13 protein-coding genes are annotated in these 14,884 nt (G+C 73.7%); 10 read left to right on the top strand and 3 right to left on the bottom strand.

Annotated features, from left to right (window positions below; translation table 11 throughout):
• Positions 1-74 precede the first annotated feature (74 nt).
• Positions 75-1,154: a potassium channel family protein gene (locus Q5425_RS36410; RefSeq protein WP_308676928.1), complete on the top strand. Its 1,080-nt coding sequence runs from the start codon at positions 75-77 to the stop codon at positions 1,152-1,154.
• A gap of 81 nt (positions 1,155-1,235) precedes the next feature.
• A complete protein-coding gene (locus Q5425_RS36405; protein ID WP_308677083.1) occupies positions 1,236-1,670 on the top strand; it encodes a hypothetical protein in 435 nt (144 codons plus the stop codon).
• Here Q5425_RS36405 and Q5425_RS36400 read toward each other — a convergent pair.
• Positions 1,663-2,742, bottom strand: coding sequence for a neutral zinc metallopeptidase (locus Q5425_RS36400; RefSeq protein ID WP_396135335.1), 1,080 nt, complete (start codon positions 2,740-2,742; stop codon positions 1,663-1,665). The genes Q5425_RS36405 and Q5425_RS36400 overlap by 8 nt on opposite strands.
• Before the next feature lie 194 nt (positions 2,743-2,936).
• On the opposite strand from Q5425_RS36400, the gene Q5425_RS36395 reads away from it, so the two are divergent.
• Genes Q5425_RS36395 through Q5425_RS36375 form a run of 5 tightly spaced genes read left to right on the top strand, consistent with a single transcriptional unit; the run spans position 2,937 to position 8,163 of the window.
• The gene (locus Q5425_RS36395; RefSeq protein WP_308676927.1) at positions 2,937-4,130 is read left to right on the top strand and encodes a proline-rich domain-containing protein; all 1,194 of its coding nucleotides are present in this window, start codon (positions 2,937-2,939) and stop codon (positions 4,128-4,130) included.
• The gene (locus Q5425_RS36390; RefSeq protein WP_308676926.1) at positions 4,124-4,765 is read left to right on the top strand and encodes a DUF4129 domain-containing protein; all 642 of its coding nucleotides are present in this window, start codon (positions 4,124-4,126) and stop codon (positions 4,763-4,765) included. The genes Q5425_RS36395 and Q5425_RS36390 overlap by 7 nt, the downstream gene beginning before the upstream one ends.
• The gene (locus tag Q5425_RS36385; protein WP_308676925.1) at positions 4,762-5,901 is read left to right on the top strand and encodes a DUF4350 domain-containing protein; all 1,140 of its coding nucleotides are present in this window, start codon (positions 4,762-4,764) and stop codon (positions 5,899-5,901) included. Before Q5425_RS36390 ends, Q5425_RS36385 begins: the two co-directional genes overlap by 4 nt.
• Positions 5,898-6,869 (top strand): MoxR family ATPase, encoded by a 972-nt coding sequence (locus Q5425_RS36380; protein ID WP_308676924.1) that lies wholly within the window; start codon positions 5,898-5,900, stop codon positions 6,867-6,869. Before Q5425_RS36385 ends, Q5425_RS36380 begins: the two co-directional genes overlap by 4 nt.
• 1 nt (position 6,870) lies before the next feature.
• Positions 6,871-8,163: a DUF58 domain-containing protein gene (locus Q5425_RS36375; protein ID WP_308676923.1), complete on the top strand. Its 1,293-nt coding sequence runs from the start codon at positions 6,871-6,873 to the stop codon at positions 8,161-8,163.
• Between the two features lies 1 nt (position 8,164).
• On the opposite strand, the gene Q5425_RS36370 is transcribed toward Q5425_RS36375, so the two are convergent.
• Positions 8,165-9,172: a stage II sporulation protein M gene (locus Q5425_RS36370; RefSeq protein WP_308676922.1), complete on the bottom strand. Its 1,008-nt coding sequence runs from the start codon at positions 9,170-9,172 to the stop codon at positions 8,165-8,167.
• A 33-nt stretch (positions 9,173-9,205) separates the two neighbouring features.
• Between Q5425_RS36370 and Q5425_RS36365 the strand changes: the two genes are divergently transcribed.
• Positions 9,206-10,105, top strand: coding sequence for an RDD family protein (locus Q5425_RS36365; RefSeq protein WP_308676921.1), 900 nt, complete (start codon positions 9,206-9,208; stop codon positions 10,103-10,105).
• A gap of 6 nt (positions 10,106-10,111) precedes the next feature.
• On the opposite strand, the gene Q5425_RS36360 is transcribed toward Q5425_RS36365, so the two are convergent.
• Entirely contained in the window at positions 10,112-11,233 is a 1,122-nt protein-coding gene (locus Q5425_RS36360; RefSeq protein ID WP_308676920.1) for a neutral zinc metallopeptidase, read from the bottom strand.
• A gap of 326 nt (positions 11,234-11,559) precedes the next feature.
• Here Q5425_RS36360 and Q5425_RS36355 point away from each other — a divergent pair, with 326 nt between their 5' ends.
• Complete coding sequence (locus tag Q5425_RS36355) at positions 11,560-13,275, top strand: DUF2207 family protein (protein ID WP_308676919.1); 1,716 nt, start codon at positions 11,560-11,562, stop codon at positions 13,273-13,275.
• A gap of 2 nt (positions 13,276-13,277) precedes the next feature.
• Positions 13,278-14,882 (top strand): DUF2207 family protein, encoded by a 1,605-nt coding sequence (locus Q5425_RS36350; RefSeq protein WP_396135334.1) that lies wholly within the window; start codon positions 13,278-13,280, stop codon positions 14,880-14,882.
• Positions 14,883-14,884: the final 2 nt, after the last annotated feature.

Below are 14,884 nucleotides of genomic sequence, written 5' to 3'. Positions count from 1 at the left end.
CGGCGGGCGGGTGTCCGGTTCGGCTATCCTCCGGGCGTGAGTGACGCTCGACACCTGCCACCGGGAGCAGGTGCATGAAGGCCCTGAAGCGGTTGCCGCTGGGCAGTCTCACCGATCGGCCCGATCACGAGCTCGTCGGCATCCTGCGGATGCCGGAGCTGACGGTCAGCCCGCTCCGCTCGATCGTCAAGCGGATCATCGGCGCGCTGCTCGCGTTGCTGGCCACGGTGGTCATCGTCTACCTCGACCGCGACGGCTACCGCGACGCGAACGGCGACGGTCTGTCCCTGCTGGACAGCCTGTACTACGCCACCGTCTCGCTGTCGACGACCGGCTACGGCGACATCGCGCCGGCGACGTCGTCCGCCCGGCTGGTGAACGTCCTGGTGATCACCCCGCTGCGCGTGCTCTTCCTCATCGTCCTGGTCGGGACCACCCTCGAGGTGCTCACCGAGCGTTCCCGCCAGGCGTTCAAGATCCAGAAGTGGAGGACGAAGGTGCGCGACCACACGGTCGTCGTCGGGTTCGGCACCAAGGGCCGGTCCGCCGTCAACGCGCTGCTCGGTGACGAGAACGCCGAACCGGGCCAGATCGTCGTCGTCGACACCGATCAGCAGGCCCTCGACGCGGCGAGCGCGCTCGGCCTCGTCGCCGTGCACGGCTCGGCCACCCGGGCGGACGTCCTGCGCGTGGCCGCGGTGCAGCACGCGCGCGCGGTCGTGGTCGCCCCGAACCGCGACGACACGGCGGTGCTCGTCACGCTCACCGCCCGCGAGCTGGCGCCCAAGGCGCACATCGTCGCGTCGGTGCGGGAGGCGGAGAACGTCCACCTCCTCAAGCAGTCGGGCGCCAACCAGGTCGTCGTCTCCAGCGAGACGGCCGGGCGGCTGCTCGGCATGGCGACGTCGACGCCGCTGGTCGTGGACATCATGGAGGACCTGCTGACGCCCGAGTCCGGCTTGGCGATCGCCGAGCGGCCGGTCGAGCCGTCGGAGGAGGGCGGGTCGCCGCGGCACCTGGCCGACCTCGTCCTCGGCCTGGTCCGCGACGGCGTCCTCTACCGCATCGACGCCCCGCAGGCGGACGCCATCGAACCGGGCGACAAGCTGCTGTACGTCAAGAAGGTCACGCAGACGGAGAAGATCGAGCGGTAACCAGGGCACCTGGGTTTTGCCCGCGGGATCTGGAACCATGGCCGGGTGCCCCCGCGATCCCTCGCACTCAAGTGGCCCACGGTGGCGATCCCCGCCGCGGCGGGTGTGCTCGTCGTGCTGCTCGCCTGGCTGGCCGGGCCGGGGCTGCTGGGCATCGGCAACGACGTCCTCGGTGCCCCGGTGCAGGCGGAGGTGACCAAGCCGGCGCCGTGCGACCGGCCGGACGCGAAGGAAACCGTGCGGTTCACCGTCGCCGGGAAGGCCCACGACGGCACGCTCGACGGCTGCGGGCACGGCCAGGGCGAGCGCATCGAGGTCGCCGTGCCGGACGTGCTGCCGGACCAGGGCGCGGTCACCGTCCACGCCGCGGACACGTCGATGGGCGCGTCGGACGCCCGGCGCCCGCTGGGGCTCGCGCTGCTGGTGTTCGCGTGCTTCTCCGGCGGGATGTTCGTCTACCTCTGGCTGAGCATCCCGCTGCGCAGCAAGACAGCCGGACCCAAAACGGCTAGCTGACCTCGGACGACGGCGCCGCGAAGGTGTTGCAGTCGGCGATCCGGTTGCTCGTCGCGCCCGCCCGCCACCAGGACGCGTAGTGCGCGTTGGTGCCGTGGTCGTGGCTGCGGGAGGTGTTGTCGCCGCGGGTCTCCTGGTCGTTCCAGGCCTTGTTGTACATGTCGCGGGTGATCGTGCCGCCCTGGTCGACGTGCGCGCCGAGGAACATGCCCGAGAAGCACTGGGCCTGCAGTTCCTTGCGCCGCGACATCTCGAGCCCCGCCGGGCTGTTCTGGCCCGCTTCGTAGATCTTCTGCCAGGCCGCGTCCATCAGCCCGGCGACCTCCTGCACGTGGTGGCCGTACTCGTGGGCGAACAGGGCCAGGTAGACGCCGGGGTTGTTGCCGTACTGGTCGGTCTGCAGGCCGCGGAACGGGACGTACAGGTTGTTTTCGCAGTAGTACGCGGCGGTCGCGATGCCGACCTGGATGGTGCCGCACTCGGTCTCGAAGCTCGCGCCGGTCGGGAAGTGCAGCGACGGCGGCGTGAACGGCAGGTGGTAGGCGTCGAGGAACGGGCCCCACGCCGCGTCGAGGCACTTGCTGGCGGCGGTGAAGAACGCTTCCGCGCCCGCCTGCGTGCTCTGCCAGGGCGGCAGCGTGCAGACGCGGTTCTGCAGGCCGGCGTTGGGGTCCTGCAGGATCGGGTGATCGGCCAGCTTGAGGATCTTCTGCGGGCCGGTCGCGCTGGGCGTCGGCGGCTCGGCCGACGGGCTCGCCGGCGCGGAAGCCGGGGCACCGGCGCCGCCGGGCGGCAGCTGCGACGTGACGTCCTGGGACGACGGGACGTCACGGAGGTTCGGGTTCGCCAGCGGGGTCTCGTCGCGGTTGAGGGCCACGATCGCGACCAGCCCGAGCACCAGCACGGCCACTGCACCGAGGCAGACGCCGATCACCGCCGCCGGCGAACGGCGCTTCGGTGCGGACACGGTGTGCGGGCGGCCCAGCCACGGAAGATCCGGTTGCGCATCCGGCACCGGCGGCGGCTGGACGGTTCCGCGGGGCGGTACCTGGCCGGGGGGCGGTTGCGTCATCTAGGCAGTCCCGAAGGGTCTCGGTACGGACCGGGGGTACCCGATCCCGCCATTCAGCATATCGGGGGAACGGGCCGTCTCGCACCCGTCCGTGCGCGTGGTGTCACGGCGCACCGACGTCACCCCAGGTCTGGCCGGGTGCAACCGGCTCTGAGAGAGTGTCGGCAAGCAGGCACTGCAGGCGAGGGGCTTCGATGACAAACACCGGTGGCGCGCCCGGCGGCGATGGCGCCGACACGCCGACACCGAGCCAGGGCGTGCCCCAGGCTCCCGCCCCCGGATCGGGTGAGCCGAAGCCGCCCGAAGATCACGCTGCGTCACAGGCGACGCCGCCGCGAGGCTGGCAGGCGCCGGACACGCAGGCCACTCCGCCGCCCGGCTGGGAGGCACCCGGCCCGCCGGCGGCGCCGCCCGGCCGGCAGGCGCCGCACCAGCCGCCGCCGTTCACCGCGCAGCAGCCGCAGTACCAGCCGCCGCGCTGGAACCCGCACGGGCTCGGCAAGCCCGGCGTGATCGCGCTGCGGCCGCTCAACGTCGGCGACATCCTCGACGGCGCGATCACCGCGATCCGCCGGCACGCGCTGCTGGTGCTCGGCATCGGCGCGGTGGTGGCGGTGATCAGCGCCGCGCTCACGTTCGTCATGCAGAAGTACGCCCTCGCGGACCTGGAGGGCTTCGCCACGACGGTCGAGCTCGGCCCCGCGGCGACCGAAGAGGAGCTCCGCAACGTCGTCTTCGGCACGTTCGGCGATCTGATCCTGGTGCTGATCTCCTCGACGCTGGTCTCGACGTTCCTGCTGACCGTCACCACCGGCCTGATGGCCGCGGTGATGGGCCGCGCCGCGCTGGGCCGGGAGGTCACCTTCGGCATCGCGTGGCGCGAGGTGCAGCCGCGGCTGCTGCCGCTGCTCGGCGTGGCGTTCGGCTACGCGCTCCTGAGCACCATCGGCATCCTGCTGTGCATCATCCCGGGCGTGCTCGCCTGGGCGTTCTGGGCGCTGGCCGCCCCGGCGCTCGTGCTCGAGCGCGGGACGTTCCGGCAGGCGTTCTCGCGGTCGGTGAAGCTGGTCGGCGGCGGCTTCTGGCGGGTGCTCGGCGTGCTGCTGCTGGCGTGGGTCATCCAGTCGTTCTTCCAGAACATCATCCAGCTGCCGTTCACCATCGGCACCGGCGTGTTCGGCCAGATGTTCAACCCGGGCAAGGTGACCGTGCCGGGCACCGGCGAGCTGCTGCTGCAGTCGGCCGGCCAGATCATCGCCGGCACGATCGCGATCCCGTTCGTCGCGCTGGTCACCGTGATCGTCTACCTCGACCAGCGGATGCGCCGCGAAGGCATGGACATCGAGCTGGCCCGCGCGGCCGGGGTGCAGCCGCCGCAGGCATGGTGACCTTCCGGCTGACGGACGTCCCGGTCGACATCGACCGGGACGCCGCCCGCCGCGCGGCCGCCGAGGAGCTGGCCGACCCGAAGTACCGGGACGCGCGGCCGAACATCCTGCAGCAGATCGGGCAGTGGCTGGGAGAGCGGCTCGAGGAGCTGCTGAACAGCCTGTCGTCGGACGTGCCCGGCGGCATCTTCGGGGTGCTGCTGGTCGTCGCGCTGCTGATCGTGCTCGTCGTGGTGATCCTGCTGCGCACGGGCAAGATCACCCGCACTTCCCGCGTGGACCGGACGGTCTTCGGGGAGAAGCGCAAGAGCGCCGACGAGTACCGCCGGTCGGCCGCGGAAGCCGCCGCCGCGAGCCGGTTCGACGACGCCGTCCGCGACCGCTTCCGCGCCGTCGTGCGGGCCCTGGAGGAACGCGCGCTGCTCGACCCGCGCTCCGGCCGGACGGCGGACGAGGCCGCCGCCGAAGTCGGGCAGCTGCTGCCGAACGTCGCGGATCAGCTGCGGCAGGGTGCGCGGCTCTTCGACGACGTCCACTACGGCGGCCGCGAAGGCACCGAAGCGGCCTACCGCACGCTGACCGAGCTGGACGAACGCTGCCGTCGTGAGCGGCCGGTCGCCATGGCGGGCCCGTGAGCACCGCGGTTTCGCCCGGCCTGGGCCGGATCTGGCGCAGCGCACGCATCCCGCTCGCCCTCCTCGCCCTGATCTTCGTCGCCGGGGCCCTGCTCCTGCTCGGCCGCGGCGAGCAGACGCACGGCGCGCTCGAACCCGGCTCGTACGAACCCGGTGGTGCGCACGCCCTCGCGAAACTGCTGGAAGGCCAGGGCGTGGACGTCCGGACGGCGCACACGATCGCCGAAGCGGACGACGAGGCCGGCGAAGACGCGACGCTGCTCGTCACCCAGCCCGATCTGGTCCCGGCGAAGCGGTTCGACACGCTGCGGGAGCGGGCCGCCGACGTCGTCCTGGTGACGCCGGGGGAGCCGACGCTGCGCGATTCGCTGCCGCTGGTGCACCAGGCCGGCCGGAGCGACGTCGAGACCTTGGGCCCGCAGTGCACGGTCGCCGCGGCGGTCGCGGCGGGTGAGGTCACGCTGGGCGGGATCGGCTACGCCTCGCCCGGCGCGCGCTCGTGCTACCCCGGCGAGGACGGCGGCGGCACGCTGCTGCAGCTCGCCGACGCGGGCGGCACGACGACGCTGCTCGGCTCGCCGGCGCCGTTGACCAACGCGCGGCTCGCCGAACAGGGCAACGCGGCGTTGGCGCTGCGTCTGCTCGGCGCGCACCCGAAGCTCGTCTGGTACCTGCCGTCGGCGACGGACCCGGCGCTGGACGACTCCCGCAAGTCGATCTTCGACCTGATCCCGGACGGCTGGTACTACGGGGCCGCGCAGGCGTTCGTCGCCGTGGCCCTGCTGGCGTTGTGGCGGGCCCGGCGGCTCGGCCCGGTGGTCACCGAGCCGCTGCCGATCGTCGTCCGCGCGGCCGAAACGGCCGAGGGCCGCGCCCGGCTGTACCGCCGGGCGAAGGCCGCCGGGCACGCGGGTGAGACGCTGCGGGAAGCGGCGCGCGGCCGGCTGCGGACCGCGCTGGGCCTGCCGCGCGACGCCGACCCGGCGGCACTGGTGGCCGCGGTGAGCGAGCGCACCGGCCGTGCGGCGAACGACGTCGGCGCGGTCCTCCACGGCCCGCCGGTGCCGGACGACCCCGCGCTGGTCCGGCTGGCCGGCGAACTGGACAGGGTGGAACGAGAGGCAGGGCGAACTTGACCAGCGGTACCGAAAACGCGACCGGGGCCCGCGACGCGCTGATCGCGCTGCGCGCCGAGGTCGGCAAGGCCGTCGTCGGCAACGACGCCGCGGTCACCGGGCTGATCCTGGCGCTGCTCTGCCGGGGGCACGTGCTGCTCGAAGGCGTTCCGGGGGTGGCGAAGACGCTGCTGGTGCGGGCGCTGGCCGCGGCGCTGGACCTGGAGACCACGCGCGTGCAGTTCACGCCGGACCTGATGCCCGGCGACGTCACCGGCTCGATCGTCTACGACGCGCACAGCGGCGAATTCTCCTTCCGCGAGGGGCCGGTGTTCACGAACCTGCTGCTCGCCGACGAGATCAACCGGACGCCGCCGAAGACGCAGTCGTCGCTGCTGGAGGCGATGGAGGAGCGGCAGGTCTCGATCGACGGCAAGTCGCGGCCGCTGCCGGACCCGTTCATCGTGGTCGCCACCCAGAACCCGGTGGAGTACGAGGGCACCTACCCGCTGCCGGAGGCGCAGCTGGACCGGTTCCTGCTGAAGCTGACCATGCCGGCGCCGTCGCGCGAGGACGAGATCGGCATCCTGTGGCGGCACGCACAGGGCTTCGATCCGCGCAACCTCGCGGCGGCGGGCCTGCGCGCGGTCGCCGGTGCCCCGGAACTCGCCGCGGCGCGCGAAGCCGTGGCCCGCGTGACGATCGGGCCCGAGGTGATCGGCTACGTCGTCGACCTGTGCCGGGCGACGCGGCAGCTGCCGTCGGTGCGGATCGGCGTTTCTCCCCGTGGTGCCACGGCGTTGCTCGCGGTGACCCGCGCCTGGGCCTGGCTCGCCGGGCGCGACTACGCGACCCCCGACGACGTCAAGGCGCTCGCCCGGCCCGCGCTGCGGCACCGCCTGGACGTGCGGCCGGAGGCCGAGCTCGAGGGCGTCACCGCGGACGGCGTGCTGGACCGCGTGCTCGCGTCCGTGCCCGTGCCTCGCTGACATGGCCGTCACCGGAAGGCTCGGGCTGCTGGCGCTGTTCGGCGCGCTCGTGGTCGGGCTGCTCCTGCCGTCGGGCGCCGGGATCCTGGCGGTCGGCGTGGTGCTGCTGGTGCTGGTCGTGGCCGACCTCGTGCTGGCGGGCAGCGTGCGGTCGCTGACGTTCCGGCGCTCGGGCGACACGTCGGTGCGGCTCGGCGAGCCGTGCGAGGTGACGCTCGTGGTGGCCAACCCCGGGCGGCGGACCGTGCGCGGGCAGCTGCGCGACGCGTGGCCGCCGAGCGCGGGCGCGTCCGACCGGCATCCGGTGCGCGTCCCGCCGGGGGAGCGGCGGGCGCTGGTGACGGCGTTGCGGCCGACGCGCCGGGGTGACCGGACGGCGGCGCGGGTGACGGTCCGGTCGGTGGGGCCGCTGGGGCTGGCCGCGCGGCAGGGATCGCACGCGGTGCCGTGGACGGTGCGCGTGCTGCCGCCGTTCCACAGCCGCAAGCACCTGCCTTCGCGGCTGGCGCGGCTGCAGCAGCTGGACGGCCGCAGCGCGGTGCTGATCCGCGGCCAGGGCACGGAATTCGACTCGCTGCGCGAGTACGTCATCGGCGACGACGTGCGATCCATCGACTGGCGGGCGACCGCCCGGGCGGCGGACGTGATGGTCCGGACCTGGCGCCCCGAGCGCGACCGCCACGTGGTCCTGGTGCTCGACACCGGCCGCGTCTCGGCGGGCCGGGTCGGCGACGCACCCCGCCTCGACGCGGCGATGGACGCGGCACTGCTGCTGGCGGCACTGGCCTCCCGCGCCGGTGACCGCGTCGACCTGCTGGCCTACGACCGGCGCCTGCGGGCGGCGGTGCAGGGTTCGTCGGGAGCGTCGCTGCTGACGTCGCTGGTGAACGCGATGGCGCCGCTGGAGCCGTCGCTGGTCGAGACGGACGCGCGGGGCATGATCGCGGAAGTGCTCCGGCGAACCCGCCGCCGGGCGCTGGTGGTGCTGCTGACCGGACTGGACGCGGCGCCGCTGGAGGAGGGGCTGTTCCCGGTGCTGGGTTCGCTGACCGGCCGGCACGAGCTGGTGGTGGCGTCGGTGGCGGACCCGAGGGTGGCCGAGATGCTGTCGGCCCGCGGCGACGCGGAATCGGTCTACGACGCGGCGGCGGCGTCCCGGACGACGGCCGAGCGCCTGCGCGTGACGGAGCGGCTGGCGCGGCACGGGGTGAGCGTGGTGGACGCGGTACCGGAGGAACTGCCGCCGGCCTTGGCGGACCGGTACCTGGCGTTGAAAGCCGCGGGACGGCTGTGATTCACGCCGACTCGGGCAGCGCGTCCCCGGCGTCACGGGCTTCGAGGTCCCCGACCTCGCCGTCCTTCGCCGCGCGCCGGCCCAGCGTGAACACGTAAACCAGGAACGCCACTTCGGCCACCGCGCCGATGCCCACGCGCAGCCACGTCGGCCAGCCCGACGGGGTCACGAACGCCTCGATGACGCCGGACACGAACAGCACGCACGTCAGCCCGAGCGCCATCACCACCACCGACCGGCCCTGCTCGGCGAGGGCCGCCGTGCGGGAGCGGCGGCCCGGGTCGATCACCGTCCAGCCCAGTTTCAAGCCCGTGCCCGCCGCGACGAACACCGCCGTCAGCTCCAGGAGGCCGTGGGGCAGCAGGAGGCCGATCATCACGTCGCCGCGGCCGGCCGCGCTCATCGCGCCGATGATCAGCCCCGCGTTGAGCGAGTTCATCCAGAGCGCGCCGATCACCGGCAGGCCCAGTGCGATGCCGAGGAACAGGCAGGTCGCCGCCACCCAGGCGTTGTTCGTCCACACGCGGGCCGCGAAGGACGCCGCCGGGCCGGTCGAGTAGTAGCTTTCGGCCTCGCCGCCCGGTTTGGTCAGCGCGGTCAGCTCGTCCGGCGTCGCGATCGTCGCGCGCACGAGCGGGTCGCGCGCGACCCAGACGGCGATCACCGCCATCACCGCGATCGACACCAGCGCCGCCGGGATCCACCAGCGCCGCGACAGGTAGACCGCGGCCGGGAACCGGCGCGTGAAGAACAACGCGACCTCGCGCCAGGCCGGGTTGTGCGCTCCGGAAACCGCCGAGCGGCCCCGGGCGACCAGCCCGGACAGCCGGCCGATCAGGGCCGGGTCCGGCGCGACCGACCGGACGATCGACAGGTGCGTCGCGGTCCGCTGGTAGAGCGTCACCAGCTCGTCGGCTTCGGGCCCGGTCAGCTTGCCGCCGCGCCGGGTCAGCTCGCCGAGCCGGTTCCACTCGGCCGCGTGCGCCGCGACGAAGACGTCCACATCCACCCGGCCACCCTATCCGTCGTTACGCTGGGCCTCGTGCACGAGGAATCGGAGCTGGTCACCGGCGAAGCGGTCGTCCTGGACCTGCGCGTGGCCAAGCTCGCCAGCCGCGCGCTGGCGATGGCGCTGGACGTCCTCCTGCAGTTCGCGCTGCTGCTGGGCGCGACCATGGTGCTCGCGTACACGGTGCCGGGCGAGGACGAGTCGCTCTTCCTGGCGCTGCTGCTCGTGTTCGTGGTGCTGGTCATGGTCGGCTACCCGGTGCTGTTCGAGACGCTCTCGCGCGGCCGCTCGCTGGGCAAGATGGCGCTGGGGCTGCGGGTGGTCCGCGTCGACGGCGGCCCGATCCGGTTCCGGCACGCGCTGGTGCGCGGGCTCGCCGGGTTCGTCGTGGACTTCTGGGCGCTCGGGCTGTTCGGCGCGGTCGCGGTGATCGTGTCGCTGTGCTCGTCGAACGGCCGCCGCGTCGGCGACTTCCTGGCCGGGACGCTGGTGGTCCGCGAGCGCGTCCCGGAGAGCGCCGGCCACGCGGCGGTCGCGATGCCCCCGGGCCTCGAGGGCTGGGCGGCGCAGCTCGACCTGACCCGCCTCCCGGACGGCCTCGCGCTGGCGAGCCGCCAGTTCCTCGCCCGGTTCCAGGAGCTGCGGCCGGAGGCGGCGCAGGCGCTGGGCTGGAGCCTCGCGCAGCAGGTCGGGAACGCACTGGGCACGCCGGTGCCGCCCGGGGTGCCGCCGTGGGCGTTCCTGGCGGCGGTGCTGGCGGAGCGGCGCAACCGCGACCACGCCCGCGCGTTCCAGGCGTACGCGGCCCAGCGTCCGGCGGCTTTCCCGGGCCCACCGCAGCCGTCGCCTTGGACGCCGTCCGGTCCGCAGCAGGACCTGCCGACGCCGCCGTCCGGGACTCCCGTGGAGAACCCGTTCACGCCGCCGAGCTGACCGGACCTACGAGACGTCGCCCGAGGCCGAGAGCCACGTGTTGCACTGCTGGTTGCGGTTCTTGGTCGCGCCGTGCTGCCACCAGGCGATGTTGTGCTTGGCGCTGCCGTGGTCGCGCTTGCCGTTGCGGGCGTAGTCGTCGCCGCGGTCCTGGGCGTTCCAGGCCTCGTTGTAGATGTTCTTGTCGACCGAGCCGCCGGAGACCGACGCCGAGCCGAGGAACATCCCCGAGAAGCACTGCGCCTCGAGTTCCATCCGCCGCGACAGCTCCAGGCCCGCCGCCGAGTCGGCGCCCGCGTCGTAGCGCTGGTTGCCGAACGCCTCGGTGATGCCGGACAGGTTCTGCACGTGGTGGCCGTACTCGTGGGCCAATATCGACAGGTACGGGCCGGGGTGGTTGCCCCACACGTTGACCTCGATCCGGTCCATCGGCATGTAGATCGTGTTGTTCGCCGGGCAGTAGAAGGGCGTGACACCGGTGGTGGTGCCGCCGCTGCCGCACGGGGTCGACGATTCCGAAAGCGACCGCGGGACGGACAGGTTCGGCGTCCGGAACGGCAGGTCGACCGCGCCGAGCATGCGCGACCACATCGCGTCGAGGCAGCCGATGCCGGACTGGAAGAAGCGCGTGGCGCTGTTCTGGTCGGTCGCCCAGCGGCTCAGCGAGCAGGGAACGTTCTGCAGGCCGTAGTCCGGGCTGCCGAAAAGCGGGTTGTTCCCGGTCGCGGCGACCGAACGCGGGCCGGCCGGGGGCTGCGAGGTCGGTGTCCGGCGTCCGGTGGTGCGGGCGGTCGTCGTTTCCTCGGTCGACGACGTGGTCGCGGTGGTCGCTTCGGTGGTGGTCTCTTCGGTCGTGGTCGGGTAGGTGCTGGAGTAGCCGGCGTCGGCGACGTGCCGCTTGTGGTTCCCGGACAGCGCAACGGCGGCGACGAGCCCACCCGCGACGGTGACGATCGCGAAGATCGCGACGGCGACGATCACCCCCGTGTTCGACTTCTTGGCGACGTAGGGGGAGTAGCCGGGCGCGAAGCGCGGACCGAAGGAGGGCGGCCCGGCGTAGTGCGGGGCGAAGACGGGAGGGGCGGCGGCAACCGGCGGCGGCAGGGGAGCTTGAGCGGGCGGCGGCAAGGGGTGGCGGAAGGGGCCGGTGGGCGGAGGGCCACCGAAACCAGCTGGACGGGCCGGCGGGCCTGGTGAGAACTGCGGAGGACGCGGCGGCTGCTGACCGGGAAACTGCGGCCGGCCCTGCGGCAACGGCCGCACCCCGGGCGGCGGCAGCGGCCTCATCCCCGGCGGCGGCACCGGCCGTCGCGGGTCGTGCGGGCCAGGACCCTGCGGGCCGTGCGTCATCGAGTGGAACCCCCCGTGCGATTTCCCCGTCGGAAGCGGCGTACCTGCGGTGATCGCGCCGTTCCGGGCGTCAGCATAGATCGGGTGCTCTAGGGTGTGGTGCTGTGTTGACGAAATGGGGGGCCGCCGCCGCGATCGCCGTTGCGGCCGTGCTGGTGACCGCCGGGCCCGCCGCCGCGCAGGGGCCGTCGGCCGGGCCCGTGCTGCCCGGCCTGCCCGCCGATCAGGCCAAGAAACCCCAGCTGCTCACCGGGCAGGACGTCCGGCCGCCCGAAGGGGCCACCGCCGACGTCGCCCTCAAGGTCCTGCGCGACGGCACGCTCTCCGTCACCGAGCACGTCACCGTTCCCGGCGGGCAGCAGCTCGTTTCCCGCGTCCCGCTCAAAGTTCCCGCGAGCGACGACCAGGACCGCGTCTTCGCCGTCCGGGACGTCAAGACCGAAGGCGCCGCGACGAGCCGGCTGACCGGCGACCAGCTCGTCCTCACCTTCGGCGGTGGCACCGGCAGCGTCACGTTCACCGTCGACGGCGCCATCGCCGACCAGAACGGCCGCCAGCAAGCCCGCTGGCAGGTCGCGAGCGGCTTCGACACCCCGCTGGCCAAGCTCACCGCCTCCTTCCTCGCGCCGACCCCCCAATTGTCCCCTGTGGACTGTTTCGCCGGTCCCGTCGGCTCGAGCCGGCGCTGCACCCTCGCCGAACTCGACCACACCGGTGTGGTGCGCTTGGAACAGAACGACGTGCGGCCCGGCGACCGCGTCGACCTCCTCGTCGGCCTGCCCGCGGGCACCACCCCGGCGAACGCCGAGTTCGCCGACATCGGCCTGCTCGCCAACGCCTTCGCGCTGACGCCGCTGACCGGGATCGCCTTCGCCGTCCTGCTCGCCTTCCTCGTCGCGGCCGCGCTCTTCGTGTGGCGGCGCCGCAAGCAGGACGCCGGTGCGCTGCGCGCCGCCACCGGCCCGGTCGAGGTCCTCCTGCGCGACGGCGGCCGTGTCTTCTTCGCCAGCCCGGACGGCGTGCTGCCCGGCCAGGTCGGCACCGTCGTCGACGAGTCCGTCGACGTCGTCGACATCAGCGCCACCGTCGTCGACCTCGCCGTCCGCAACTACCTGTGGCTGGCGGAAGTGCCGGGGCCCGACTGGCAGATCGCCCGCCGCAACCCGCCGGACGAGCACCTGCACGACTTCGAACGCGCCGTCTGCGAAACCCTGCTGCCGCCGGGCACCGACTCCGTGCTGGTGTCGCAGCTGCGCGCCCGCGGCGGGCTCGACCTGCGCCGGATCAGCGACGCGATGTACGCCGACGTCGTCACCAAGCGCTGGTTCTCCCGCCGCCCGGACACCGCGCGCGGCCGGCTGACCTGGCTCGGCGCCGGCGTCTTCACCCTCGGTCTCGTCGCCACCGCGGTGCTGACCTTCACCGCCGGGTACGCGCTGCTCGGCGTCGCCGTCGCGCTCGCCGGGCTCGCCGTCGTCGCGGTGGCCGCGCTGCTGCCGTCCCGCACCGCCCGCGGCCGGGCCCTGGTGGGGCAGGTCCGCGGCCTGCTCGACTACCTGCACACCGCAAGGGCTGAGGACATCCCGCCCGCCGACCGCGAGCTGGTGTTCTCCCGCTCGCTGCCGTACGCGGTGGTGCTGGGCGACGCCGAACGCTGGCTCGGCACCTTCGCCGCGCTCAACCCGTCGGCCGACGGCTCGGCCGGGCTGTACTGGTACGGCGGCATGGAGGCCGAGTCCGACCTGCGCCGGTTCGGCGCGCACTTCCCGTCGTTCCTGACCGCGCTCGACGGCGTGCTCACCGCCGCCGCGGCCCGCTGACCGTGCTCGCGGGAGCGCTCTTGGCGCTCTTCCTGACCGCGGCCCCCGCGGACGAGCCGCCCCTGCCGGCTCTGCCGCAGAGCGCCGAGATCCAGCTCAAGGTCCAGCGCGACGGCTCGTTGTCGGTCGCCGAAGCGATTTCGGTCCCCGAGGGCGGCACGATGGACCGCCGGGTCGCCCTGCGGGTCCCGGCGCCGCACCACCGCGACCGCGTCTACGGCGTCCGCGACGTCGTGCTCGAAGGCAGCGGGACGGCGAGCGTGGACGCCGGCGCGTTCACCGTCCACCTCACTTCCGGCACGTCGATCATCCGGTACACAGTGGACGGTGCGGTCGACGGCGACCGCGTCACCTGGGAACTGGCCGGCGGCTGGAGCACCGAGCTGAAGTTCGTCCGTGCCTCCTTCGCCGCGCCGAAGATCCCGACGGCCGTCGACTGCCTCGCGGGGCCGCCGGATTCCGATTTCCCGTGCGGTGCGGCGCAGATCGACCACGCCGGGCTGACCCGGTTCACCCAGCAGAACCTCGCCGCGGGCCAGCGGATGACGGCGACCGTCGAGCTGCCCGCGGGCACCGTTCCCGCCAACGCGGTCCTGGTCCCGGCGAAGACCATCGCCGGCGCGTTTGTGCTCACCGCCCCGGTCGGCTGGGCCTGGGCGGCCTTCGGCGCCCTGCTGGTGCTCACGACCGCCCTCGTCGGGGCTGCCCGCCGGCGGAGCTTTCACGTGAAAGCTCCGCTCCCCGGTGGGAGCTTTCACGTGAAAGCTCCGGGTGGGTTCGCGTCGCCCGAGGGGGTGCTGCCCGGGCACGCCGGCCTCCTGCTCCACGGCCGGCCCGGGGCCGCCGACCTGGCCGCGACCGTGCTGGACCTCGCCGTCCGCAACTACCTCTGGGTGAGCGCCGAGGACGGCGGCTGGCGGCTGACCCGCCGCAACCCGCCCGACGAGCACCTCACCGCGTTCGAGCGCGCGGTCTACGCGGCCGTCGTCCCGGACGAGCCGGTGACCCTCGCCGAACTGCGGCGGCGGCACGTCACCGTCGCCCCGGCCGAGCTGTACGCCGACGTCGTCCGCCGCGGCTGGCTCGCCCCGCGGCCCCGGCGGCTCGGCCGCGCCGGGGTCCGGATCGGCTGCTACGGCGTGTTCCTCACCGTGCTGCTGGCCCTGACCGTCGGCTACGCCCAGTCCGGCGTCATGGTCGTGCTGGCCGGGGCCGCCGCCGTCGCCGCTTCGGCCGCCCTGCCCGCGCGGCGGCGGGCGGGCGCCGACGTGGCGCGGCGCCTGCGCGGCTTCGGCGAGACGCTCGCGTCGGTGAAGGCCGAAGACCTGGACAAGCCGCAGCGCGAGCTGGTCTTCTCCCGCGGCCTGCCGTACGCGCTCGCTCTGGGCGAACTGGCCCCGTGGGTGGCCGCGTTCGACGGCCTCAAGCACCCGCCGCCGGTCTACTGGCACGCCGGCGACATCACCCCTGACCAGGCCGGATCCTTCGCGACGGCGTTGTCGGGGACGTTCGCCGCCGCGCGCCGCGGCCACCTCCTCGACGACGCCGTCCGGAACAGCGGTTCTCACCAGCCAGCCGGAAGGCATGCGAGCGCCGAGCCGTCGTAGGG

It is taken from the genome of Amycolatopsis sp. A133, assembly GCF_031082405.1.
Lineage (GTDB): Bacteria > Actinomycetota > Actinomycetes > Mycobacteriales > Pseudonocardiaceae > Amycolatopsis.
This window is presented reverse-complemented; position numbering and strand designations above follow the sequence as displayed.

Excerpts from the sequence above, each read along its gene's own strand:
- Q5425_RS36375 (WP_308676923.1), top strand. The coding sequence starts at position 6,871 with ATGGCCGTCACCGGAAGGCTCGGGCTGCTGGCGCTGTTCGGCGCGCTC.
- Q5425_RS36395 (WP_308676927.1), top strand. The coding sequence starts at position 2,937 with ATGACAAACACCGGTGGCGCGCCCGGCGGCGATGGCGCCGACACGCCG.
- Q5425_RS36400 (WP_396135335.1), bottom strand. The coding sequence starts at position 2,742 with ATGACGCAACCGCCCCCCGGCCAGGTACCGCCCCGCGGAACCGTCCAG.
- Q5425_RS36410 (WP_308676928.1), top strand. The coding sequence starts at position 75 with ATGAAGGCCCTGAAGCGGTTGCCGCTGGGCAGTCTCACCGATCGGCCC.
- Q5425_RS36390 (WP_308676926.1), top strand. The coding sequence starts at position 4,124 with ATGGTGACCTTCCGGCTGACGGACGTCCCGGTCGACATCGACCGGGAC.